Source organism: Falsihalocynthiibacter sp. S25ZX9, from assembly GCF_041205405.1.
GTDB classification, from domain to species: domain Bacteria; phylum Pseudomonadota; class Alphaproteobacteria; order Rhodobacterales; family Rhodobacteraceae; genus Falsihalocynthiibacter; species Falsihalocynthiibacter arcticus.
Genome location: NZ_JBGFCD010000009.1, coordinates 93,889 through 116,118 on the forward strand (window position 1 = coordinate 93,889; position 22,230 = coordinate 116,118).

Annotated in this window: 25 protein-coding genes; 7 read left to right on the plus strand and 18 right to left on the minus strand. The window is 53.1% G+C overall.

Annotated features, from left to right (window positions below):
* Positions 1-5: 5 nt before the first annotated feature.
* Genes flgA through AB9F29_RS11815 form a run of 7 tightly spaced genes read right to left on the minus strand, consistent with a single transcriptional unit; the run spans position 6 to position 3,306 of the window.
* Positions 6-428, minus strand: coding sequence for a flagellar basal body P-ring formation chaperone FlgA (gene flgA, locus AB9F29_RS11785; protein WP_369755814.1), 423 nt, complete (start codon positions 426-428; stop codon positions 6-8).
* A complete protein-coding gene (flgG, locus tag AB9F29_RS11790) occupies positions 425-1,210 on the minus strand; it encodes a flagellar basal-body rod protein FlgG (RefSeq protein WP_039000270.1) in 786 nt (261 codons plus the stop codon). The genes flgA and flgG overlap by 4 nt, the downstream gene beginning before the upstream one ends.
* A gap of 17 nt (positions 1,211-1,227) precedes the next feature.
* Entirely contained in the window at positions 1,228-1,941 is a 714-nt protein-coding gene (locus tag AB9F29_RS11795) for a flagellar hook-basal body complex protein (RefSeq protein ID WP_335584626.1), read from the minus strand.
* A 3-nt stretch (positions 1,942-1,944) separates the two neighbouring features.
* Positions 1,945-2,211, minus strand: a complete 267-nt coding sequence (locus tag AB9F29_RS11800; RefSeq protein ID WP_335584625.1) for a flagellar biosynthetic protein FliQ — start codon at positions 2,209-2,211, stop codon at positions 1,945-1,947.
* Positions 2,212-2,214: 3 nt separating this feature from the next.
* A complete protein-coding gene (gene fliE / locus AB9F29_RS11805) occupies positions 2,215-2,502 on the minus strand; it encodes a flagellar hook-basal body complex protein FliE (protein ID WP_039000274.1) in 288 nt (95 codons plus the stop codon).
* Between the two features lie 11 nt (positions 2,503-2,513).
* On the minus strand, positions 2,514-2,906 hold the full coding sequence (gene flgC / locus AB9F29_RS11810; RefSeq protein WP_039000275.1) for a flagellar basal body rod protein FlgC: 393 nt from the start codon (positions 2,904-2,906) through the stop codon (positions 2,514-2,516).
* Between the two features lie 16 nt (positions 2,907-2,922).
* Positions 2,923-3,306, minus strand: a complete 384-nt coding sequence (locus AB9F29_RS11815; protein WP_039000276.1) for a FlgB family protein — start codon at positions 3,304-3,306, stop codon at positions 2,923-2,925.
* Between the two features lie 83 nt (positions 3,307-3,389).
* Here AB9F29_RS11815 and AB9F29_RS11820 point away from each other — a divergent pair, with 83 nt between their 5' ends.
* Complete coding sequence (locus AB9F29_RS11820; protein ID WP_369755815.1) at positions 3,390-4,724, plus strand: FliI/YscN family ATPase; 1,335 nt, start codon at positions 3,390-3,392, stop codon at positions 4,722-4,724.
* Between the two features lie 296 nt (positions 4,725-5,020).
* Complete coding sequence (locus AB9F29_RS11825; RefSeq protein ID WP_179946761.1) at positions 5,021-6,061, plus strand: LacI family DNA-binding transcriptional regulator; 1,041 nt, start codon at positions 5,021-5,023, stop codon at positions 6,059-6,061.
* A 31-nt stretch (positions 6,062-6,092) separates the two neighbouring features.
* On the opposite strand, the gene AB9F29_RS11830 is transcribed toward AB9F29_RS11825, so the two are convergent.
* The 5 genes from AB9F29_RS11830 to dapE form a co-directional block, all read right to left on the minus strand.
* Positions 6,093-7,229, minus strand: a complete 1,137-nt coding sequence (locus AB9F29_RS11830; protein WP_369755816.1) for a lytic murein transglycosylase — start codon at positions 7,227-7,229, stop codon at positions 6,093-6,095.
* 175 nt (positions 7,230-7,404) lie between these two features.
* Positions 7,405-9,669, minus strand: a complete 2,265-nt coding sequence (gene rnr, locus AB9F29_RS11835) for a ribonuclease R (protein WP_369755817.1) — start codon at positions 9,667-9,669, stop codon at positions 7,405-7,407.
* 43 nt (positions 9,670-9,712) lie between these two features.
* On the minus strand, positions 9,713-10,276 hold the full coding sequence (locus tag AB9F29_RS11840) for a TIGR04282 family arsenosugar biosynthesis glycosyltransferase (RefSeq protein WP_369755871.1): 564 nt from the start codon (positions 10,274-10,276) through the stop codon (positions 9,713-9,715).
* Positions 10,277-10,293: 17 nt separating this feature from the next.
* Entirely contained in the window at positions 10,294-10,716 is a 423-nt protein-coding gene (locus tag AB9F29_RS11845) for a GNAT family N-acetyltransferase (protein WP_369755818.1), read from the minus strand.
* Positions 10,713-11,858 (minus strand): succinyl-diaminopimelate desuccinylase, encoded by a 1,146-nt coding sequence (gene dapE, locus AB9F29_RS11850; RefSeq protein ID WP_335584618.1) that lies wholly within the window; start codon positions 11,856-11,858, stop codon positions 10,713-10,715. The genes AB9F29_RS11845 and dapE overlap by 4 nt, the downstream gene beginning before the upstream one ends.
* A 308-nt stretch (positions 11,859-12,166) precedes the next feature.
* Between dapE and AB9F29_RS11855 the strand changes: the two genes are divergently transcribed.
* A complete protein-coding gene (locus tag AB9F29_RS11855; protein ID WP_369755819.1) occupies positions 12,167-13,744 on the plus strand; it encodes a Hint domain-containing protein in 1,578 nt (525 codons plus the stop codon).
* A 36-nt stretch (positions 13,745-13,780) separates the two neighbouring features.
* Positions 13,781-14,884: a Hint domain-containing protein gene (locus AB9F29_RS11860; RefSeq protein WP_369755820.1), complete on the plus strand. Its 1,104-nt coding sequence runs from the start codon at positions 13,781-13,783 to the stop codon at positions 14,882-14,884.
* On the opposite strand, the gene AB9F29_RS11865 is transcribed toward AB9F29_RS11860, so the two are convergent.
* Complete coding sequence (locus tag AB9F29_RS11865) at positions 14,881-15,228, minus strand: hypothetical protein (RefSeq protein ID WP_039000286.1); 348 nt, start codon at positions 15,226-15,228, stop codon at positions 14,881-14,883. The genes AB9F29_RS11860 and AB9F29_RS11865 overlap by 4 nt on opposite strands.
* Before the next feature lie 132 nt (positions 15,229-15,360).
* On the opposite strand from AB9F29_RS11865, the gene AB9F29_RS11870 reads away from it, so the two are divergent.
* Positions 15,361-15,651 (plus strand): DUF1330 domain-containing protein, encoded by a 291-nt coding sequence (locus AB9F29_RS11870; RefSeq protein WP_369755821.1) that lies wholly within the window; start codon positions 15,361-15,363, stop codon positions 15,649-15,651.
* 59 nt (positions 15,652-15,710) lie between these two features.
* On the opposite strand, the gene dapD is transcribed toward AB9F29_RS11870, so the two are convergent.
* Positions 15,711-16,538, minus strand: coding sequence for a 2,3,4,5-tetrahydropyridine-2,6-dicarboxylate N-succinyltransferase (gene dapD / locus AB9F29_RS11875; protein ID WP_369755822.1), 828 nt, complete (start codon positions 16,536-16,538; stop codon positions 15,711-15,713).
* A 90-nt stretch (positions 16,539-16,628) separates the two neighbouring features.
* Here dapD and AB9F29_RS11880 point away from each other — a divergent pair, with 90 nt between their 5' ends.
* Complete coding sequence (locus AB9F29_RS11880) at positions 16,629-17,474, plus strand: TIGR00730 family Rossman fold protein (protein WP_039000289.1); 846 nt, start codon at positions 16,629-16,631, stop codon at positions 17,472-17,474.
* A 35-nt stretch (positions 17,475-17,509) separates the two neighbouring features.
* On the opposite strand, the gene rlmN is transcribed toward AB9F29_RS11880, so the two are convergent.
* A complete protein-coding gene (gene rlmN / locus AB9F29_RS11885; RefSeq protein WP_335584615.1) occupies positions 17,510-18,709 on the minus strand; it encodes a 23S rRNA (adenine(2503)-C(2))-methyltransferase RlmN in 1,200 nt (399 codons plus the stop codon).
* A gap of 124 nt (positions 18,710-18,833) precedes the next feature.
* On the minus strand, positions 18,834-19,373 hold the full coding sequence (locus AB9F29_RS11890) for an invasion associated locus B family protein (protein ID WP_039000292.1): 540 nt from the start codon (positions 19,371-19,373) through the stop codon (positions 18,834-18,836).
* 201 nt (positions 19,374-19,574) lie between these two features.
* Here AB9F29_RS11890 and AB9F29_RS11895 point away from each other — a divergent pair, with 201 nt between their 5' ends.
* Positions 19,575-20,570 (plus strand): asparaginase, encoded by a 996-nt coding sequence (locus AB9F29_RS11895; protein ID WP_369755823.1) that lies wholly within the window; start codon positions 19,575-19,577, stop codon positions 20,568-20,570.
* Here the strand turns inward: AB9F29_RS11895 and AB9F29_RS11900 are convergent.
* Together AB9F29_RS11900 and serB are read right to left on the minus strand one after the other, a co-directional pair.
* Positions 20,567-21,325, minus strand: coding sequence for a TSUP family transporter (locus AB9F29_RS11900; protein WP_369755824.1), 759 nt, complete (start codon positions 21,323-21,325; stop codon positions 20,567-20,569). The two genes, AB9F29_RS11895 and AB9F29_RS11900, sit on opposite strands and share 4 nt — an antisense overlap.
* A complete protein-coding gene (serB, locus tag AB9F29_RS11905; RefSeq protein WP_369755825.1) occupies positions 21,318-22,196 on the minus strand; it encodes a phosphoserine phosphatase SerB in 879 nt (292 codons plus the stop codon). Before serB ends, AB9F29_RS11900 begins: the two co-directional genes overlap by 8 nt.
* Positions 22,197-22,230: the final 34 nt, after the last annotated feature.

Consider the following 22,230-nt stretch of genomic DNA (forward strand, 5'->3'; position numbering starts at 1 on the left):
TTCCTCTATTTTGTGACGAGAATTGAGCCATCATCTTGAACGGTCCCTGAAATTGTTGTGCGTGAGTCTAGATTCATAAAACGGAGTACATCCCCTGCCGACCCGCGTCCCAATGCCCGTGCTTCGACTGATATGTTCAGGACACCGTTGGAATAGGCGAGTTTGACGATTTGATTGCGCTCAACGAGTGCAGGCGCGCCGATGTCGTTCCTTCGAATTGGTCGGCCGGCGTAAATTGCTACGCGAGCTTCTTGTCCGATGACCTCTTCCAAAAGCGTTAGCGCGCCAAGGGTATTACCGTCTTTTATTGCTACATCTGCGGGCGAGATGATTGTGTGACTTGGGATCGTTCGAGCCGCTACGAGGGTTTCGCCATGCGACGCGTTTGCGGCAGTCAGCGCGCATATGAACAATAGATACTTCATCATCGTATTTGCGTTGTTGCGCCGAGCATCTGATCTGCTGCGGTCAACACTTTCGCATTTAGCTCGTATCCTCTTTGAGCTTCGATCAATTCTGTGATCTCTCGAACGGCATCGACAGACGAATTCTCAAGATATCCTTGGCGCAGTGTTCCCAGCCCGTTTTCACCGGGGGTACTGACCGTAGGAGCACCGGACGCAGCGGACTCTAGGAACAAATTTGATCCAATCGCTTCAAGCCCTTTTGAGTTCGAAAACCCTGCGATGGACAATTGCCCCAGCAACTCGGGTTCCACTCGGTCGTTAAAATAGGCATAGGTCTCACCTTCGGCATTGATGGAAATACTGCGAGCATCGGAGGGAATCGTAATTTCTGGAACGACGGGATACCCGTCGGATGTGACAATTAGGCCGTCAGCAGATCGCTTTAAACCGCCATCTCGCGTGAACGCCGACTGCCCTGAAGGGAGAGTCACTTCAATATAACCGAGACCCTCAATCGCGAGATCAAGGTCGCCGCCTGTCGCGCCTAAGCTACCTTGGGATAATTCAACCGTTACGGACGATGGACGAACGCCAAGGCCGAGCTGCACCCCAGTTGGAACAATCGTTCCATCCGCGGCATTAATAGTTCCGGCCCGCGTCTGCTGTTGATAATGCAAGTCGGCGAACTCGGCTCGTCGAGCATTATACCCCGTTGTGTTCATATTCGCGAGATTGTTCGAAATCGTTTCAACCCGCATTTGCTGGGCCGCCATTCCGGTGGCTGCTATTTGTAGCGCGCGCATGAAAAATCCTTTCTCATTTAACCAAGAGCCCTAATTACGGCACGGATGCGTTCATCTTCTTTCTCAAGAAACCCTTGCCCTTGCTCGTAAGCTCTTTGGACCTCAATCATTCGAGCGACTTCGCCGACTGGGTTCACATTCGAATCTTCGACAAAACCTTGCAGAATTGTTGGGTTCTCGACGGGTGTAACTTCGCCGGTAAATTCAAAACGGACACCGTTCTCACGGCGCAAATCGAATGGGTTTTCAGGCTGAAATAACCCGATCTGTGAGAGAGGTTGACCATCCGCACTCAAGGTTCCGTCTGCGGAAACCTGCAAATCTGCGACCCCCGCGGGTACAAATATTGGAGCACCGCCAGCATCCAGAAGTCGATTACCATCATGCGTAACGAGATCGCCCTCCCCGTTTGGGGTAAAAGCACCTGCTCGGGTCAGACGGTTACCGTCTTGAGTTTCAACCATAAAGAAGCCTTCACCTTCGATGGCGAAGTCGAATGTGCCGTTGGTTTGGCTCAATGAGCCTTGCCGTAAGTCCGTGTTGGCCACCGAAGCTGTAGCCATGGAGAGACTGGGATCATCGCGGCCCAAGGCCTTCACATGCTCTGCGAAAATGACCCCTTCTTTACGAAATCCCGTCGTGGCCAAATTGGCTAAGTTATTGGCGACAGTTTGCATTTCGCGCATCAAGCCAGATTGACGGGTGAGGGTGGTATAACTTGCATTGTCCATGCGCTATACCCCCACGATCAATGGGACGATTTGGTCCGTAAAAAACGCAACCAATGTCTCTGTCATGAAGCCCATGGTCATCCAAAACACAATCAAAATGGCCGCCAATTTAGGGACGAAAGTGAGCGTCATTTCTTGAACTGACGTCAAAGCTTGAAACAACCCAACCGCAACGCCAGCAACAAGGGCGACGGTTAAAATTGGGGTGGAAACTAAAACTGCAATCCACAGGGCCTGCCGAAGGGTGTCGTAAAAAACGATGTCATCCATACCTTACACCGGCATCCGTAAAATTTCTAAATACGCTTCGACAACCTTGTCGCGGACCGTCACTGCCGTTTCCACGGCAAGCTCAGTTTGCGCCAGAGCCTGCACAAGGGCATTGGGATCGGCGCCACCAATCATTGCCGCTTTCGCTTGATTCTCGCCGTTGGCGAGCGTGCTGGCAAAATCCTGAGCAACTTTAGCGAAGGCCTCCCCGCCGCCCGCGTCAGGCTTCGGCGCTGTCGCGGGTCTGGTTGCTGCGTATTGTTGGGCAGCTATTGAGGATTTGAAATCCATTCTGATCTCCTCTAACGGCGAAGGAGTTCGAGCAGAGCAGACGACATTTGTCGCGCCTGATCGAACATTTTGAGATTCGCCTCGTAGCTGCGCTGCGCTTCGCGCGCGTCAGCAATTTCGACCACTAGATCGACATTCGATCCATCATAGTGGCCGGTTTCATCCGCCAAGGGGTTTGCGGGGTCAAACATCCGCTTCAATTCAGAACGGTCCAGCTTTACATCGCCGGCTTTGACCTCCCCTGTGCGGAGCCCTTCGGAAATCACCTCTTCAAAAGAGGCCGTTTTACGATGATAGCCGGGGGTGTCGGTATTCGCGATATTCTCGGAAACGTGGCGAAGCCGTGTGGCTTGGGCCTGCATACCGCTCGCGGATAGCGCGAGAGTTTTCATTAAATCACTCATTCTTGGAATCTCCCTTTTAACGGATGCTTGTTCGCAGAATATTCAGCGAAGACTTGTAGATTGAAATTGCGGTATCAAATTGATGCCGTGTCTCGCTGGCCCGCATAAGTTCCGTTTCTAAGGAAACAGAGTTGCCGTTAGGGGACAGCGCGCCGCGCGTTGTGTCGGTTACAATGGTAGGGGTGAAGCCTCGGTCGGCCTCAGTAAGATGGCCTTCACGAGATGCTCGCAAAGGTTTCTCATTGGTGCCCTCATAGGCATCCGAAAAGGCGACAACATCACGGGCTTTGTACCCGGGCGTATCTGCATTGGCCACGTTCTGGGCGATTGTCGCCTGACGGGTACTTGCGTGCGATGCCATCGCTTGCGACATGCGCATAATATCTAGTTTATCAAACATCGGGGCTTCTCCCTCGACCGGTTTCAACTAACTCTTAACCCTGATTCCTTTAAAAAGGGTTTAGTGATCAGAAGGAGCACAGAATGTCCGACTCGAAATTCAAAGAGTTGTCCGCAGGAATTAATGCGACTCCGCTAACGCGTGCGATTGGGCGTGTGAGTGGTGTTTCACAGGGCACGGTCATCGTTCGAGGTCTTTCGGATAAGGCGAGTGTCGGGGATCAGGTCCAAGTTCAAAGTCGCGAAGGGAGACTTATTTCTGGCGATGTTTTGAATTTATCTGTTGGCTCCATGACCGTTTTGCTCGACGGGACGACCGAAGGTGTCGTCATGGGCGATCGCGTCGCGCTTCTGGGCAAGAACTCAATTTTCCCGCACAATAATTGGATTGGCCGCGTTATCGACCCGTCAGGGATGCCGATGGATGGTCGCAAACTATCCAAAGGGGCGCATGAGAAGGCCTTGAAGTCGCCACCGCCAAACCCCACTCAAAGACGCGCCATGGGGCCGCGCCTAGAGACAGGCCTTGCTGTCTTCAACACACTCTTGCCCATTGTCCGTGGACAAAGATTAGGGTTGTTTTCAGGGTCAGGAGTAGGCAAATCCACCCTTCTGTCAAAGCTCGCCAAAAACGTGCAGGCGGATGTTGTGGTGGTGGCCCTCATCGGAGAACGAGGACGAGAAGTTCGCGAATTTGTGGATACAGTTTTGGGACCTGAAGGCATGAAGCGTGCCGTGGTTATTGCCGCCACGTCCGATCAATCCCCCCTTGTACGAAGGAGGTGCGCGTTTACCGCGATGGCCGTTGCCGAATTCTTTCGGGACCAAGGGCTGCATGTCCTGCTGCTCGCGGACTCCATCACAAGATTTGCCGAAGCGCACCGCGAAGTTGCTCTGTCATCCGGCGAGCAGGCCAATTTGCGCGGCTTCCCTCCGTCGACCTCTTCAATGATTATGGGTCTGTGCGAACGCGCGGGGCCAGGCGCGGGAACTTCTGGCGATATTACCGCAATTTTAACCGTGTTGGTCGCGGGATCGGATATGGAAGAGCCGATTGCAGATATTTTGCGTGGTGTCTTGGATGGGCATATCGTCTTGGATCGCACCATTGCTGAAAGGGGAAGGTTTCCTGCAATTGACCTTCTAAGATCAGTTTCCAGAAGCCTCCCTTTGGCTGCATCTTATGAAGAAAATGAACTTATCAAGCGCAGTAGGCAGCTTTTAGGGGCGTATGATCGTGCCGAAATGATGATTCAGGCGGGACTTTATTCTACGGGTTCTGATCCGCTCGTAGATGCCTCAATTAGAACTTGGCCAGGTTTGGACGCCTTTCTTGCGCAAGACGAGCCAAACAATGTGTCCTCAAGTTTTGAACGACTCACTGCGATTTTGGCGATGGACACTGAAGAAGCCGGGTAAAAATTCATATAAACCCATAAATCTAAGCCGTTATTGCGCGTGAATCATGACCATCTGCAATAGCAACAATCGTGTGATCGCTTAAAAAGGAATATTTCTAAAGTAATTGAGAATAAGCAGTGAAGGGGGAGTGAATTTGGCCCACCACTCCCCCTTATCCAACAACGCCTGAGATAGAGAGCTTGCAGGACGCGTTGAACTTACTGTTAGCGATAACATAGCGCTCCATCGCGCCGTGGACAAGAGGGATTTTTGCGCTATGTTGGTTTACACAGAATTTAACAAGGTTTCAGCAATTGACCCAGCTCAGAATTCCGCCGAAGCGTACCCTAACATTACGTGATGTTTCCGAGGCTTCGGGTGTAAGTGAAATGACCGTCTCAAGGGTGTTGCGGAATCGGGGCGATGTTTCCGTAGACACCCGCGAGAAAGTTCAGGCCGCAGCAAAGCGCTTGGGGTATGTCCCCAACAAAATCGCGGGTGCACTTGCAAGCCAGCGCGTCAATTTGGTTGCCGTGATCATCCCCTCACTTTCAAATATGGTGTTTCCAGAGGTGTTGACCGGCATTTCCGATGTTTTGGATGATACGCCTTTGCAACCTGTTGTGGGCGTTACCAACTATCGTCCTGAAAAAGAAGAATCCGTGCTGTATGAAATGCTCTCGTGGCGTCCTTCGGGCGTGATTATTGCCGGTCTTGAGCACACCGAAGCCTCTAAAGCCATGATGCGAAATGCGGGCATTCCCATCGTTGAAATAATGGACGTTGACGGTGAACCCATCGACGCCATGGTCGGGATTTCGCACCGGCGAGCGGGTCGCAAAATGGCCCAAGCGATCATCAAGCAAGGCTACAAACGCATCGGTTTCATGGGTACAAAAATGCCGCTGGATCACCGCGCGCGCAAACGCTTTGAAGGGTTCACGGAAGCTCTGGCAAAAGAAGGGCTAGAGGTTGCCGATCAAGAATTTTATTCGGGGGGGTCGGCCTTGCGTAAGGGGCGCGAGATGACGGAAGCCATGCTCAAACGTACGCCAGATCTGGATTTTCTCTATTATTCCAACGATATGATTGGCGCTGGTGGTCTATTGTATTGTTTGGATCAAGGTATAAAAGTTCCGCAAACGATTGGTCTTGCGGGTTTCAATGGCGTTGAACTCTTGGAAGGGCTGCCGCGCATGTTGGCGTCAATGGGGTCGGAGCGAAATGAAATCGGACGCCTTGCTGCCCAAATCATCGCTCGCCGTGCGGCCGGCGCAGAGGCCAGCCCAGATGATTCAATTGAACTCTCGCCAAAACTCCAATTTGGCGACACGCTCAAACGTAGAAACAGCTAGACACTCGCCGTTAATCGCGGTGAGATCTCACCTACTTGAGTCTTGAGAGCACCCGCGAACTGGCGTACCCATCCGGTATCATCCCAACACTCGCTTGAAAGGCCTTGATCGCCGCGATTGTATTCGGACCAATAATACCGTCCGTTCCCAGTGTATCGAATCCCGCCTGCGTCAAACGTTCCTGCATTTGTATCTTCTCGATAAATCGAAGCGCCTGATCCTCTCGAGGCCAATCCGCTTGAATCTCCGTCCCTCCCGCAATCCGATCGGCCAAATGCCCGACCCCAATGACATAGGCATCTGCGGTATTATAACGCTCGATCACATGGAAATTGTTGAAAATAATGAAGGCCGCCCCCTGTGCCCCGGCGGGGAGGAGTACTGAAGACGGGCCATAATTCGGAACGATTTTCCCTTTGGTATCCCGCACGCCCATTTGCGCCCAAACAGTTGCAGGCTTCTTGACTCGCTCGCTCGACAGGAGGAAATCAAAACCTTTCGGCAGAATAACCTCAACACCCCACGGCTGACCAAATGTCCAACCATAGCCTTTCAAATAGGCCGCCGTTGAAGCCAGCGCATCGGCGGGGCTGTCCCCCCAAATATCGCGCTTGCCGTCGCCTGTGAAATCAACGGCATAGGACAAATATGACGAGGGCATAAACTGTGTATGCCCCATGGCTCCAGCCCATGAACCCGTCATATTCGCAGGTGCCACGTCGCCGGATTGAATGATTTTTAACGCATCAATGAGTTGCGCCTCAAAAAAATCTCCGCGCCGACCATCATAGGAAAGGGTCGCGAGGGATTCGATGATCGGGACATTTCCTCGGAAAGTTCCATAAGCACTTTCGAGTCCCCAAATGGCCGCCACAATCTCCTTTTCCACACCGAACTTGGCTTCAATTTGCGAAAGGATGCCGTCGTTTTCAGCGAGAGCTTTCTTCCCGTTTGTGACACGCGCATTTGAGGTTGCACTGTCCAAATATTCCCAGATTTGTTTGGTAAATTCGGATTGGTTACGGTCTTTTTTAACAACATCGGGATTGTAAGAAATACCCGCCAAACTTGCGTCTAACACGCTGGTTGAAATACCCGCCGACTGTGCCCTCTTGCGAAACTCCACTAGCCACGCGTTAAAACCCTCGGCACCCTGTGGTGCAGTCATTTGAACGTCTCCTAAAACGGGCGTGGGTTGTGCAATATCATTTGCGGCCATTCCCAGCGTTGGAAAAAGCATAACGATCCACAAAGCGGATATAAACATGAAGCGCATTCGATACCCCGCGAAATTTGGCCTAGATTAGCAAATAGAAACACCGTGTGAAATGGGTTTGTCTCGTCTATTTCTTTGTGCGTTTGCGGGCCACCTTGCGGTTCATCTTGGCATTCTTGGCGCGCGCTTGGCCAACACGTCGGCCTTTATGGCTTTTTCCGCCGCGCGATCCGCCGCCTTTGGGTAGCGCCTTGCCGTCCAATTCCAGTAACTCAAGAGTGATGCCACCAGTAACGGGCGTGGCCTCCGCCAATCGCACGAGGGCGCGTTGGCCCAACGAAATTTTGAGGCCCGAATGCTCGCCTGTCAAAGTATTGGCTTCCGGATCGTGCACAAAATATTCGCGCCCAATCGTGGCCACAGGTACAAGCCCGTCCGCACCGGTTTCGTCCAGCTTAATGAACGCGCCAAACCGTGCGATTCCTGCGACACGCCCCTGAAATTCATTCCCCACACGCTCCGAAAGGTAGCTCGCAAGATACCGATCCGTTGTGTCGCGTTCGGCAACCATACTGCGCCGTTCGGTATCCGAAATTTGTTTTGCTGTATCGTCCAATTGCGCGACATCTTCGGGGGAAAGTCCGTCTTTTCCCCACCCATGCCCCGTAATCAAAGCACGGTGCACAATGAGATCCGCGTAACGGCGAATGGGCGACGTGAAATGCCCGTAGTTTTTCAAAGCGAGGCCAAAATGCGAAAAGTTTTCGGGGCTATAGTAGGCCTGCGTCATCGAACGAAGGGTCGAAATATTGATCAACTCATCATGTTCTGTCTTTGCGGCTTGTGCCAAGAGCTGGTTCAAATGGCGGGTTTTAAGCACCTGCCCTTTTGCCAAAGCAAGGCCCGCAGAGATGGCAGTCTCGCGCAAGGCCTCTAGCTTTTCAACGCTTGGTTCCTCGTGCACGCGAAAGAGTAGCGGCTGTTCTTTCTCGATCAAGGTTTCAGCGGCGGCAACATTTGCCAACACCATAAACTCTTCTATCAGACGGTGCGCATCAAGGCGATCACGGAACGAAATAGAGGTGACTTTGCCCTCGTCGGAAAGCTCAATACGCCGTTCGGGAAGGTTCAATTCAAGTGGTTGGCGCCGCTCGCGTGCCTTAACCAAAACGTCGTAGGCCGCATAAAGAGGGCGAATAACCTCATCCAACAGGGGCGCGCATTTTTCGTTTACATCGCCATCCATCGCCGACTGAACATCAGTGTAAGCCAGCGAAGCATGAGACTTCATCATGGCCCGATGGAACGTGTGGCTAAGTTTATTGCCGTCTTTATCCAAGACCATACGCACCGCGATACAGGCCCGCTCAACACCCTCGTGTAACGAACAAAGGTCGCCAGAAAGCCGGTCAGGAAGCATGGGCACGACACGATCGGGAAAATAACTTGAGTTGCCACGCTTGCGCGCTTCGCGGTCTAAAGCACTGCCAGGCGTGACGTAAAACGCAACATCGGCAATCGCCACCCACACAATATGGCCGTTGGGATTAGTGGCATCATCATCCGCTTGTGCAAAACACGCATCATCATGATCCCGCGCGTCTGGCGGATCAATGGTCACAAGAGGCATCTCGCGCAGGTCAAGACGTTTGCCCAAACCCGCAGGCTTCGCATTATCGGCTTCGCCAATCACTTCGTCGGGAAAGCTGTCGGGAATTCCGTGCTGATGAATAGCAATGAGGGAAACCGCCTTGGGGGAAGAAGGATCGCCAAGGCGCGCCACGATTTTCGCACGGGGCAAACCCATGCGCGATTTCGGGCCGACTTGTTGTGCTTCAACCAGTTCACCATCGCGCGCCTCAAGGGTTGCGCCCGCAGCAATCTGCCACTCTTTGTCGCTACCTTTATCGATGGGAACCAGCCGCCCACCTTCGTGGCCGGTGCGGAAAATACCGACGAGTTTGAGTGGATTAGACCCTATTTGACGGATCAAGCGCCCTTCATAGCCATGCTCTTCATTCTCTAGTTTCCGAAGGCGCGCTAAAATTCGATTGCCAGCACCAAGCGCTGGATCGCCATCCTTATCGACAATAAGAATTGTCGGTTCCTCCCCCTGCCCTTGCCATTCCAATGGCCGTGCAAGGAGGTCTCCGTCACTATTTGGTCCCACAATTTCCAACATGCTGACAGGCGGCAAGCTCTCCGGATCGCCATAACTGCGTTGGCGTTTTTGCAAATCCCCATCGGCCTCAAGCTCACGCAACATGCGCTTAAGGTCGATCCGCGCCGCACCTTTAAGGCCAAATGCCTTCGCAATATCGCGCTTGTTGGTTTTTGTCGGATTCTCGGAAATCCAATTCAGGATCTCTTGTTTTGAAGGAATATGTACCATTCGATTGCCCTATCACGCGGCGTTAACCCCGTCCATGCTCTGGTTATTCGGCCAAAAGTTCTAGGTCCGAAACTGTATCAACATCTTGTAGCACGGAAATTTCGGCGATGGACAGGCCCGATAGACTGGCGCGTGAATCTGCGAGGGCGGTTTCCGACGACCATCGCACATTCCGAAATATCGCCGCGGGAATGGCGGCCACACGCTTCATCCCAACGAGCCAATACCCGCCATCGGGTGCCGGACCAAAAACCGCCTGATGATTGCCCAGCGCGGCAAACGCTTCGGTAATATGACGTTTTTGAATGCCCGGAATATCCCCACCAATAATGAGTACCGGCCCTGCAGGCAGGTCGCGAAAAACCCGCGCCATTCGATCGCCAAGATTGCCCTGCCCCTGCGAAATGCGGGGAAGATGCGCCGGCCAAACGCGACTTTTGAGACCCTCAATATCGGGAGAAACGGCGAGGATTAAATCCCACTTTGGGTCTTCTAAGCGTCGCAGTAAATTGCGCACTTGATGACGAAACCACCATGCGGCCCCAACCATTCCCATATCCGCACCTAAGCGCGTTTTCACACGGCCAGCATGCGGGACCTTAAGCATCACAATGAGCTGCTTCCTCACAAAAGGCGTTCCATGTCTCGGTGTGAAATCCCTGCGTCGTCATACTCGCGACCATAGGGTACAAAGCCGAGTTTTTCATAGAAACCAAGTGCTTGAACTTGGGCCGAGAGATAGGCCCGACGCACACCCTCAAGTGTTGAAAAATGCGTAAGCCCCGCTGTAATTAGTGCCGCGCCAAGGCCCGTTCCACGATGTGATTTCACCACACAAACGCGCCCAATCCGGCCAGTATCTCCTAAAAGGAGAAGCCGCGCCGTTCCGACAGGCACATTTTCATCGACGGCCAAAAGATGCACGGCGTCATCATCATAGGCGTCGATTTCTTCCTCAACAGGGATGCCTTGTTCCCCTACAAAAACTTCCATGCGCAAACCAATGCATGTTGCCACGTCTTCCGTTACCTCTATGGCGACGGTCATTGAAAATAATCCGCCAGAATGCGCGCGTAAATGCTTTTGAGTTGTTCGATGTGGGCGACCTCTACGCGCTCGTCAACTTGATGCATCGTTTTGCCAACGAGTCCGAATTCAACAACGGGGCAATGGTTTTTTACGAACCGCGCATCCGAAGTTCCGCCCGTAGTGGAGGCGACAGGGACCACCCCTGTAACAGCAGTCACCGCTTTGGAAATCATCGCGGACAATTCGCCCGGAGGGGTCACAAAACTTTCGCCGGAAACCTTGATCACAACATCGATTTCGACGTTCATTTCCTCGGAAACTTTTGCCACCTCTTGGTGCAACCAAGCGCTTAAGCTCTCGCCTGAATGGGTGTCATTGAAGCGGATATTCACCGTGCCTTTGCAAACCGCAGGGATAACATTATTCGCGGGATTACCCGTATCAATCGTCGTAATTGCCAAGGTCGACGCATCGAAATGATCGGTGCCCGCATCCAGCTCATGGCTCGCCAAACGATCCATCAGGCGAGCCAAAGCTGGTAATGGGTTTTTGGCGCGGTGCGGATAGGCCGAATGCCCCTGAACACCCTTGGCTGTAAAAAAGGCCGTCATGCTCCCACGGCGGCCAATTTTCATCATTTCGCCCATGGTATCGGGACAGGTTGGCTCCCCAACAAGGCAAACCGACATCGCTTCGCCAGCCTGCTGCATATAATCGAGAAGCGCCGTCGTGCCATCAAGCGCATCGCCTTCTTCGTCGCCCGTGATTGTCAGGATAATTGCTCCGCTAGGCGGAGTCGTTTTCACAAAATCAATCGCAGCAGCCACAAAGGCCGCAACCCCCGACTTCATATCCGTCGCCCCGCGACCAAAGAGCCATCCATCGCGGATTTCTCCGCCAAATGGGTCCACCGTCCAAGCCGCCAAGTCCCCAACGGGAACAACATCTGTGTGCCCATTGAAACCGAAAGTTTGGTTGGCACCACGCCGTCCCCAACGTGCAAAAAGGTTGCTGACCCCTGCCCGATCCACGCGCGTACATTCAAATCCAGCCTCGTTCAAAAGCGTCTCAAGCAACACGAGCGCACCACCCTCAACTGGGGTAACTGACGGGCATCGAATAAGGTCGGCGGTTAGGGAAACGGCGTCGATGGGGGGCATTACATTCTCCTTTTTGCGATCATTCGGTACCCGTTCGTTTGCGCCTTCGCAAGCCTGATGCCCGATCGAGAGAGAGGAACTTGTTGCATCTGGGAAACAGAAATCTGGGTAACTATCAGAAAGAAGGCAGAATTAGGTTAACACAGCAGCAAAAATCTGCTTCTGTAAAATCAATAATAATTGACCCGAGGCAGGGCAAACGCGGACCTAAAATGGTCCACTTCGAGCAGTAAGTAGTAAAACAGTTTCAAGATAGGCGGAGCAGTCCGCCCCGGCGTTTGCGCTGTTTCCAATGATTGGGGACAGGCATGGTAGCAGCATCAGAACTCGCAATTGACACCAATGCGAGCGCGATACAAATGGCTGAAGAAATTTTCGGCGACGGCGTAACCGTCGTTGGCGCAAGCTATTCTGGCGACTCTCGTTCCTCAGGTATTTATACTGGGGGCGACGCGACCGCCGACGGCGTAACCCCCTCTGATACAGGCGTTATACTTTCGACTGGACGAGCTAGCGGGATAACGCGCTCCTCAGGAAACGCCAACCAATCCAGCAATTACACCTCGTCAAGTGATGGGGAAAACGGCAACGACGACTTTGATGATCTCGCAGGCGCACGGACCTATGACGCGAGCTATATGAACATCGACTTTATCCCGACAACGGACACCCTCACGATGCAATTCGTGTTCGCCTCGGATGAATTTCCCGAATATTCGAACTCAATCTACAACGATGCAATCGGAGTTTGGATCAACGGCGACGTTGCGCCAACGGTTATAGGGGACGCAAACGCCACGGTGAATACCGTCAATCAAGCCAATAATATTAACCTTTTCACCAGCAACGTCAGCAGCGAATACAATACAGAAATGGATGGCTTTACTGTCACCCTAACCCTAACGATGACAGTAATCCCTGGGGAGGTTAACTCGATCCAGATAGGCATCGCCGATGTTTCCGATAGCCAGTATGACTCGTCAATCTTGATCGCGGGAAATTCCGTTCAAACGGTTTTGATTGCCCACCATGATGAAGTCGAAATGTACGTGGACGGATCGCGGAGAGTGGACGTTTTGGCAAACGACTACGATTCATCGGGTGGCGTCCTTACTGTCACCCACATCAATGGCCATGCTGTTTCCGCAGGCGATACAATCACGTTAGCCACTGGCCAAACGGTTACCCTGAATGCCGACTCAACCTTTTCGATCCTCGTTGATTCCGATCCGGAAACCATCAACTTCACCTATGGCATTCAAAACTCCGACGGCGTTACTGACACCGGCTATGTCACCGTTTCAACGATACCCTGCTTTGTCGCAGGGACCGGTATTCTTACGCCCCACGGCGAGGTTGCGGTCGAAACGCTCCTGCCCGGCGATCTTGTGGTCACCCACGACAACGGGGCACAACCTGTGCGCTGGATTGGCCGTCGTGTTGTTCCTGCCCTTGGGGTCATGGCCCCAATTCACATTCGCGCAAAAACCTTTGGCGACCACGAGGACCTTATGGTCTCACCTCAACACCGCGTTCTGGTTCGCGACAGTCTAGCCGAGCTTCTTTTTGGCGATACTGAAGTTTTGGTTTCCGCCAAAGACCTCGTGAACGACCACTCCGTGACGCGGCTCGAAGGTGGAACCGTTGAATACGTGCACATCCTTTTTGATACGCATGAAGTTGTCTATTCAGCGGGTCTTGCAACCGAAAGCTTCCTTCCCGGACCGCAAATGGCTCAAAACTTTGAGCGCGAAATCATAGATGAGATTTGCGCTATTTTCCCCGAAATAGACCCTAATACTGGCATCGGTTACAGCCCCTCTGCACGGCGCACATTGCGTGGTTTTGAAGCCCAGCTTCTGGTTAATGGCAAGGCGGCCGCTTAGAATGCGAAGGTCCTATTCCCTCAGCGAGGCCCCCAAATGACTTGGCTCGCCCTTTGCGATTTCACCAATAGTGCCTTCATGGATCCCAAGCTTTCCAAGGGCGATCAGGGGACCAACAATGTGTTCGCCCGCACGTCCCCGCCAACTGGAATAGCGACTGGAAGTCTTATTGTTGAGGTCGAAATTAGCCCGGAACGCACGGGGCAAATCGTGCTCCTTGAATACTCCGCAGTCGGCGACTGGAACCAGAGATTTTCGCTTCGATTGGACCCTACGGGCCAAACTGTTCTGGAAATGGTTAACGGCCAGAATAGACAAACAATGTCGGTCGCAACGGGGACGTCAATGCGCGACCGCAATATGCGCATCACCTACTCTTGGGACATGACGCACCAACGATCTCTCTTAACGATTGAGAACCTCCTCGAAGGGGTTCTAGTTCAGGCCGAGAAGCGCACAGCCATCGAATTCCCAATTCATATCGTCGAACGGCTAACCGTTTTGCGCCAAACAACTCGTGCGGATTCGGCGACCGTTTTTTTTGGCATATCGGACCGCGTGGAACCCGTCGGGTTCGCCGCGACGATCGCCGCGGGTGCGCCCGTCATGACGCCGCGTGGTCCCAAAGCCATTGAAAGACTGCGGGTGGGCGATGAAATTCTCACGCGCGATAATGGGCCACAGATCGTGCGCTGGGTGGGGAGTAGACACGTACCAACCAAGGGTAGTTTTCAGCCCGTGCGCCTGTCTGCTCCGTATTTTGGCCTGACGCATGATCTCCTTGTGGCACCAGAGCAGCGCCTCCTCGTTGGTGGTGCAGAGGTGGAATACTTGTTTGGCGAAGAGGAAATTTTGGTCGAAGCCCGCCATCTTGTGAATGGCCGCACAGCGTTTAAGGAATCGAGGTTCTCGGCTATCCGATACTATCAAGTGCTCTTGGATAACCACGAGGTGATTGATGTGTCTGGTGGGTCTCTTGAAAGCCTGTACACAGGATCAATTTGCGATGATCCCGAGTTGTTGCAAACCACTCTTCTGGCCAAAATGCCCGCCGGATCATTGCCACGCCATCTAAACCTTGCCCGCCCGCTGTTGCGTTCATACGAAGCGCTAAGCCTGAGATCGGCGCTTATGGGCTAGTCGTAAAAAGGTGTTGATTGAACGACAATAACGCTGTTTTCTGCCTTCGCTCGGGCCATCAACGCGCGCTCATCGTCGGATATATCATGCCCTTCGGCAAGGCGCTCATCAAGCGTGCCATAGCCCGACACATCCAGCGGTGCCATATCTGCCTGCTTCAAAATCGCGACGGTTTCGCGCACGGCTTCGGCCTCATCTACGCCACTCGCATAGATCATTAATGCGGCCCCCGTAGACTTTGCGGGCAAACCATCGTTATCGCTGCGCCCAACTTCGACGAGCAAAGTATAGACCTGTTGGCGGGAAGGCGTTTTTGGTTTTTTGGGCTGTGAGTCTTGTGTCATGCCTCCGCTTAACAATCGCAGCGCATGCGGTCAATCTTCTCCCTTTTAAATTTATAGTTCCGCGATTTGGCCTTGAGCACTTAAGCTCATCTTATCGATTTTCAGAAACGAACCAACGCGGGGATCAGACATATGGTGGCCTATGTAATTTTCGACGTCGAAATCTCGGACATTGAACAATATCAGGTATTTATGAAGGGGGTTTCACCAGAACTTGAACGGGTTGGCGCAAGGTATCTGGCGCGAGGTGGCGATCTCAAAACCTATGAAGGCGATTGGCAGCCACGCAGGATTGTCTTGCTGGAGTTTCCGTCGCACAAAGCATGGGAAGAATTTTACTACGGCGAGACCTATCAAAACTTGAAACACATACGAGATGGGTGCAGTTCCGCGCGCTTGGTGAGTGTCGAAGGTATTGAATAAATTGTGCGGTGGCAGCCCAATAAATGGTCGCCACCGCTAATTTCACTGAACCGAATGGATCAATCGCGGAGTAATTCGTTGATGCCCGTTTTGGAACGCGTGCGCTCATCAACCGTTTTCACGATCACAGCGCAATAGAGGTTCACGCCATTTTTGCTTGGCAAGGAGCCTGAAACAACGACCGAGTAAGGGGGCACTTCGCCGTACATGATTTCGCCCGTTTCGCGGTCGACGATTTTGGTGGATTGGCCGATGAAAACCCCCATGCCAAGAACCGCGCCTTCGCGCACAATACAGCCTTCAACAACTTCCGAACGCGCGCCAATAAAGCAATTATCTTCGATGATTGTAGGACCTGCTTGCATGGGCTCAAGTACGCCGCCGATGCCTACACCGCCAGAAAGGTGCACGTTTTTGCCGATTTGCGCACAGGAGCCAACGGTGGCCCATGTATCAACCATGGTGCCTTCGCCGACGTGTGCCCCAAGATTTACAAACGATGGCATCAAAACCACGCGCGGCGCGATATAGGCAGATTTGCGCACAATCGCGTTTGGTACGGCGCGAAATCCAGCTGTTTTCCATTCGCTTTCACCCCAGCCTAAAAACTTGCTATCAACTTTATCCCACCAGCTTGCGCCTTGTGGGCCGCCGGATTGTTCTTCCATATCTTTGATGCGAAAGCCCAACAATACGGCCTTCTTGGCCCATTGATTGACGTGCCAATCGCCATTCTCTTGACGCTCTGCGACCCGCAATTTACCGCTATCTAGCGCATTCAATGTGTCTTCGATGGCGTCGCGTTGCTCACCCTTTGTGGCGGGGGTGATCGTGTCGCGAGCTTCCCAAGCGGCTTCGATGGCGTTCTCTAATTGTGCGTTTGACATAGCGTTTTCGTCTTCCTGTATGGCGTTGGTTGGTCGAAGGATATAAACCTAGAAGGACAAACGCGCAATGCAGGTTAAAGGATACGGAACATGAATGAAGACAGCCGCCGCCACCCGTTTCGCGACAGCCATCAAGACCGCGAGCAATCGCACCACACGCCAGACACGCCGCAGTCGCTCTCGCCCTCGTATCGGTTGGCCTTTGACGACCATGATTTCATGTGCCGCGAAGAGCTTCGGCCCGTTCGATTACAGCTTGAATTACTCAAACCCGAAATGATGCTAGATGAGCAGGGCATCGACTCCACCGTCGTCATGTTTGGCGGCGCGCGGATTCCAGAACCCGCCAAAAAACACACGGCGCGCACCAAAACGCTCGCCGATCTTTCGGAATTCTACGACGAAGCGCGCGAATTTGCGCGGATATTGACGTTGAAATCTATGGAAACTGGGGGCCGCGATAATGTCGTGGTCACAGGCGGTGGTCCTGGTGTGATGGAAGCCGGAAACCGCGGTGCCGCTGATGCTGGCGGGCGCTCGATTGGCCTCAATATTGTTTTACCGTTTGAGCAAGCCCCCAACGAATATGTCACGCCCGAGCTTTGCTTCAACTTCCACTATTTCGGCATTCGCAAAATGCACTTCCTGATGCGTGCCAGTGCGATCGTGGTTTTTCCGGGTGGGTTTGGTACGCTGGATGAAACTTTTGAGGCCCTGACACTCATTCAAACGGGACGGATGGAACCCGTCCCGTTCCTGTTGTTTGGCAAAGCGTTCTGGCAAAAAATCATCAATTGGGAAGCCCTTGCCGAGGCGGGAACTATTTCCGAGCAGGATTTAAAGCTGTTCCAGTTTGTGGATACGGCGGCAGAAGCCATTGAAGTAATGGAAGGCTGGGAAAAGACCGCGAAACGCAAGAGCGTTCCGGGGCGCTAGTTCCAAGTTAGAGCGGCCCTCAGGTCGCCCTATTTTCAGCTTAAACCAGCTTCTCTTGCGATCTGCTTTTTGTTTTTACGCACGCGTTCGGTTTCCGACTTCAACTGACCACAAGCGGCCATGATGTCTTCGCCACGGGGACGACGAATAGGCGATGAATATCCCGCGTTGTGCACAATATCCGCAAAGGCGTGAATGCGGTTGTTCGAGCTGCGTTCATAGGGGGCACCGGGCCATGGATTGAAGGGGATGAGGTTGATTTTCGCAGGAATTCCCTCGATCAGCTTCGTCAAACGATGGGCGTCTTCGTCGGAATCATTCACCCCTTTGAGCATCACATATTCAAAAGTAATGCGCTCGGAATTACTGACCTTGGGATAGGCCCGCAGCGCATCTAGCAAGGCTTCAATATTCCAGCGTTTGTTGATCGGCACCAAAACGTCGCGCACCTCATCGGTTGTCGCGTGGAAAGACACCGCAAGTTGGCAACCAATTTCCTCGGCAGTGCGCCAAATTTCGGGAACCACTCCAGACGTCGACAGCGTGATACGACGGCGCGACAAGGAAATACCCTCGGGATCCATCGCAATTTTCATCGCATCGCGCACGTTTTCAAAATTATAAAGCGGCTCGCCCATGCCCATCAAAACGAGGTTCGACAAAAGTCGTGCTTCAGGCGGGTTCGGCACGCCGAGTTTGGGCCATTCGCCCAAATCGTCCCGCGCAACCAAAACTTGGCCAATAATTTCAGCGGGCGACAGATTGCGCACCAATTTTTGCGTCCCTGTGTGACAGAACGTACAGGTTAAGGTACACCCGACCTGCGAACTCACACAAAGGGTGCCGCGATTTTCCTCGGGAATATAAACGATCTCGACTTCATGGCCGCCCGCAATCCGCACGAGGTATTTGCGCGTTCCATCCTCGGAAACCTGTTTGGTCACAACTTCGGGTATCCGAATTTCGCAAGTGGCCGCCAAAAGTTCGCGATAGTCCTTGGCCAAATTGCTCATCAGAGCAAAATCACGCACGCCTTTTTGATAGATCCACTGCCAGACCTGACCAGCCCGCATTTTGGCCTGTTTTTCCTTGGTCCCGATGGCAATCAGCGCGTCCTGCAAAGCAGGTCGCGTTAAGCCTACAAGATTCACCTTCTCGCTCGGCGCGTCTTTGCGCGGCAAGGTCAGGATATCGGGTGTTACAGCTTTTGAGACGGGCACAATTGGATCGGTCATTTCACTCTCCAGACGGGGACGAAGGCGGGTCTATACAGGGAATCTATCGGAATGCCAAAGGATTCGCTCAAACGAGCGAATCCGCAATTACGTCCAGTTGTAAAATCCTCTCGATAATCTCGAGTTAGGAACCACACCGTTTTTCGGCTTCATCAATGGCCGCAGTAAATCCAAGCAGGCTAAACGTGTCTTGGGTTTGCGTTCCACGCGAAGAGCGCCCTGTCACCACAGCATCGGCACCGCGCTTCATGGCACCGATAATTTTCGCGTCATCTCCAGAGGTTGCGGGCCATGCGTTCTCTTTGGTGGTGAAGAAATCAAATGTCGTTTCGCCAACTTTGACAGTCACAATCGAGCCATCCGCGAAGGGATAGCCGCCCGTGAACGATATTTCCGAAGTTACCGCAGACCCCGGGCGATACGTTACATAAAGCAAAATGTCGCTTCTACGAACGGCCACATCCCGACCATCTTTGGTGTTTTTGGTGCTCTTAGGCGCGGACACGGCCCAACATTCGGTGGGGTCATCCTCAACAAACACACTCCAATCGGTGTTTGCCGCCACACGATTCGTGGATTCTTGGGCACCTGCACTTGTTCCAAAAGCAACACACGCAAGTAGTCCAAAAACAATGCCGTGTGTTTTTGTAAATAGTGATTTCATACTGTTCACAGCCTCCAGCTGTTTTGCCTCAATTTTCCAAGACTGTCGTCACTCTATAGGATGACTTTTGCACTGGTCCTGAGTTTTTATTCTCGATAAGCGTACTTTAGCGTAAAGCGAACAGATTTTAAAAGCCCCGTTGGCGGAAAATTGCTCAAAACTGCGCGCGCGACCAGATGACGGAATTCAAGGAAGCTAAATATGACATCCCCAATCCAAATGGCCGAACTCTGGCGCGGCGGAATTCTCGAATCTTATCACATGGGACACGCCGTGGTTTGCGACGAATCTGGTGCGATTGTGAACGCGTGGGGCGACCCTGAGCAGATCATTTTCCCGCGCAGTTCTTGCAAAATGATCCAAGCACTCCCCTTGATGGAAAGTGGCGCCGCCGAGGCCGCAAACCTTACCCAAGAACAACTCGCACTCTCCTGTGCCAGCCACCAAGGCGCCTCGATCCACACCACACGTGTTAAAAAGTGGTTGTCCGGTTTGGGCCTAAGTGACGATGATTTACGCTGTGGCCCGCAGCCGTCACAGGATGACGCCGAAAGAACACGTTTAATTCTGGAACATGAATCCCCCTGTCAGCTACACAACAATTGCTCAGGAAAACACGCGGGTTTCTTGACGTTGAACAAACATATCGGCGGGGATGCGGAATATATCGATCCAAACCATCCCGTCCAAACCGCAATTAAGACCGCTTTTGAAGAAGTTACAGGCGTGACCAGTCCCGGATATGGCATCGATGGATGCAGCGCACCAAATTACGCGACATCGGTTCACGGGTTAGCCCGCGCGATGGCCTTTTTCGCAACCGCACGCGAAGGCCAAGGCACACGCGAAACAGCGGCCGCCAAACTCGTCACAGCCATGCGCACCTACCCTGAACTCGTGGCGGGGGAAACACGGGCCTGTACCGAATTGATGCGGGCGATGGATCATAAAGTCGCCGTAAAAACCGGCGCGGACGGTGTTTTTGTTGCCATTCTCCCAGAACAGAAACTTGGGATCGCTTTGAAAATCACCGATGGTGCGACGCGGGCGAGTGAATGCGCCATTGCCGCGATTCTGGTGAAGCTTGGCGTTTTGGACGCGAACCACCTCGCCACACGGAAGCGGATGAATGCGCCGCAGTTAAACAGGCGTGGCATTGAGGCGGCATGGATTCGGCCGAGCGCAGCTTTCGCCTAGAGTAAATCCCAAAGCAATTTGGCTGCCAACGTCGCTGATGTGATGACCAAAAGGGGTTTTATGACCCGCGCTCCGATCTTCACCGCGAGCGCCGCGCCGCAGGTTGCGCCCGCAATTTGCGCCGCGCCCATGGCCAATCCGGTAAACCACCACGGCGTTGCCACCATGGAAAACGCCACGATTGCGCCGAGGTTTGAGGCGAAATTTAGCAACTTCGTATGCGCCGTTGCTTTAAGAATTCCATAGCCTCCCAAAGTCACAAAGGCGATCATAAAAAAGGAGCCCGTCCCCGGCCCAAGCAACCCGTCATATGCCGCAACAAGCGGAATCATGGTGGCCGTAAAAACCGGAACCGACATACGCCTTGTGCGATCAAAATCATCCAGACCGGGCTTGAACGCAAAGAAAAGGGCGATGCCAACCATGAGGATAGGCAGGATAAAACGGATCAAATGAACCGGTAGAAACGAGACCATGAACGCGCCCGCAGCAGAGGCGAAAAAGGCAATGATTGCTGGGAAAACTTGCTCTCGCAGCGAGACTTGGCCCGCCCGCGCATAAGACAAAGCGGCCGTCGCTGCGCCAAAAACGCCCTGCACTTTATTGGTGGAAAGCGCCTCAATTGGTGACGCCCCCGCAATCAGCAAAACCGGAACAGTAATTAGCCCACCGCCCCCTGCAATCGCATCGATAAACCCTGCAAAGAAACCCGCAAGGATCAGGAGCGCAAGGACCTCATAGGTGACTTCAAACATCTACAAAATCAGTTTTGGCATAGCCTTGGAGGTAAAGTAGCGCCGTCAAATCACCGTGGTTAATGCGAATATCACATTGGGCGGCAACCGTCGGTTTGGCATGCAGAGCAACCCCAGAACCCGCGCGGCCCAGCATCCCAAGATCGTTCGCACCATCCCCGACAGCAAGGACATCCGTTTCCGAAATCCCCAGACGGGTAGTGATTTGTTCAAGTGCGTCGACTTTTGCCTGCCGTCCAAGAATGGGTGTTCCCACCTCGCCACTAAGCTTTCCGTCCTTGATAATAAGGGTGTTCGCGCGATTTTCGTCGAACCCTAGCGTGGCCGCGACCTTGGCGGTAAAGGCGGTAAACCCACCCGAAACAAGGGCAGCATAAGCGCCGTTTGCCTTCATGGTTGCGAGAAGAACGGGGCCTCCGGGCATCAAGGTAATGCGTGTTTCCAAAACCTGATCGATGACGGATTCGTCGAGTCCCTTGAGCAAGCCCACGCGTTCGCGCAAAGCGCCGTCAAAATCCAATTCCCCGTTCATCGCGCGCGCTGTAATGTCGGCAACTCGGGGGCCAACGCCCGCTTCATCGGCCAATTCATCAATGCATTCTTGCTCGATCATCGTGCTGTCCATATCCGCGAGCAGCATTTTTTTCACGCGATTTTCGCGGGGCTGCACGATCAAATCCACACCCAAGGATTGAAGATTCTCCCATACTTCCCAACGATTTACCGGTATATCCGCAAGGATAAACTCCGCCGCTTCGCCAACAGAAAGCCAAACCGCATCGCCCCCACCCCACGCATTGCGCAGGGATTCAACGGTCTCGCGGGTAAGCGTGGGAGAAGCGGGGTTGGTAAGGAGCGTGGCTATATACATGGAAGTTTCCGATAGTGGATATTGCGCGGTAAAA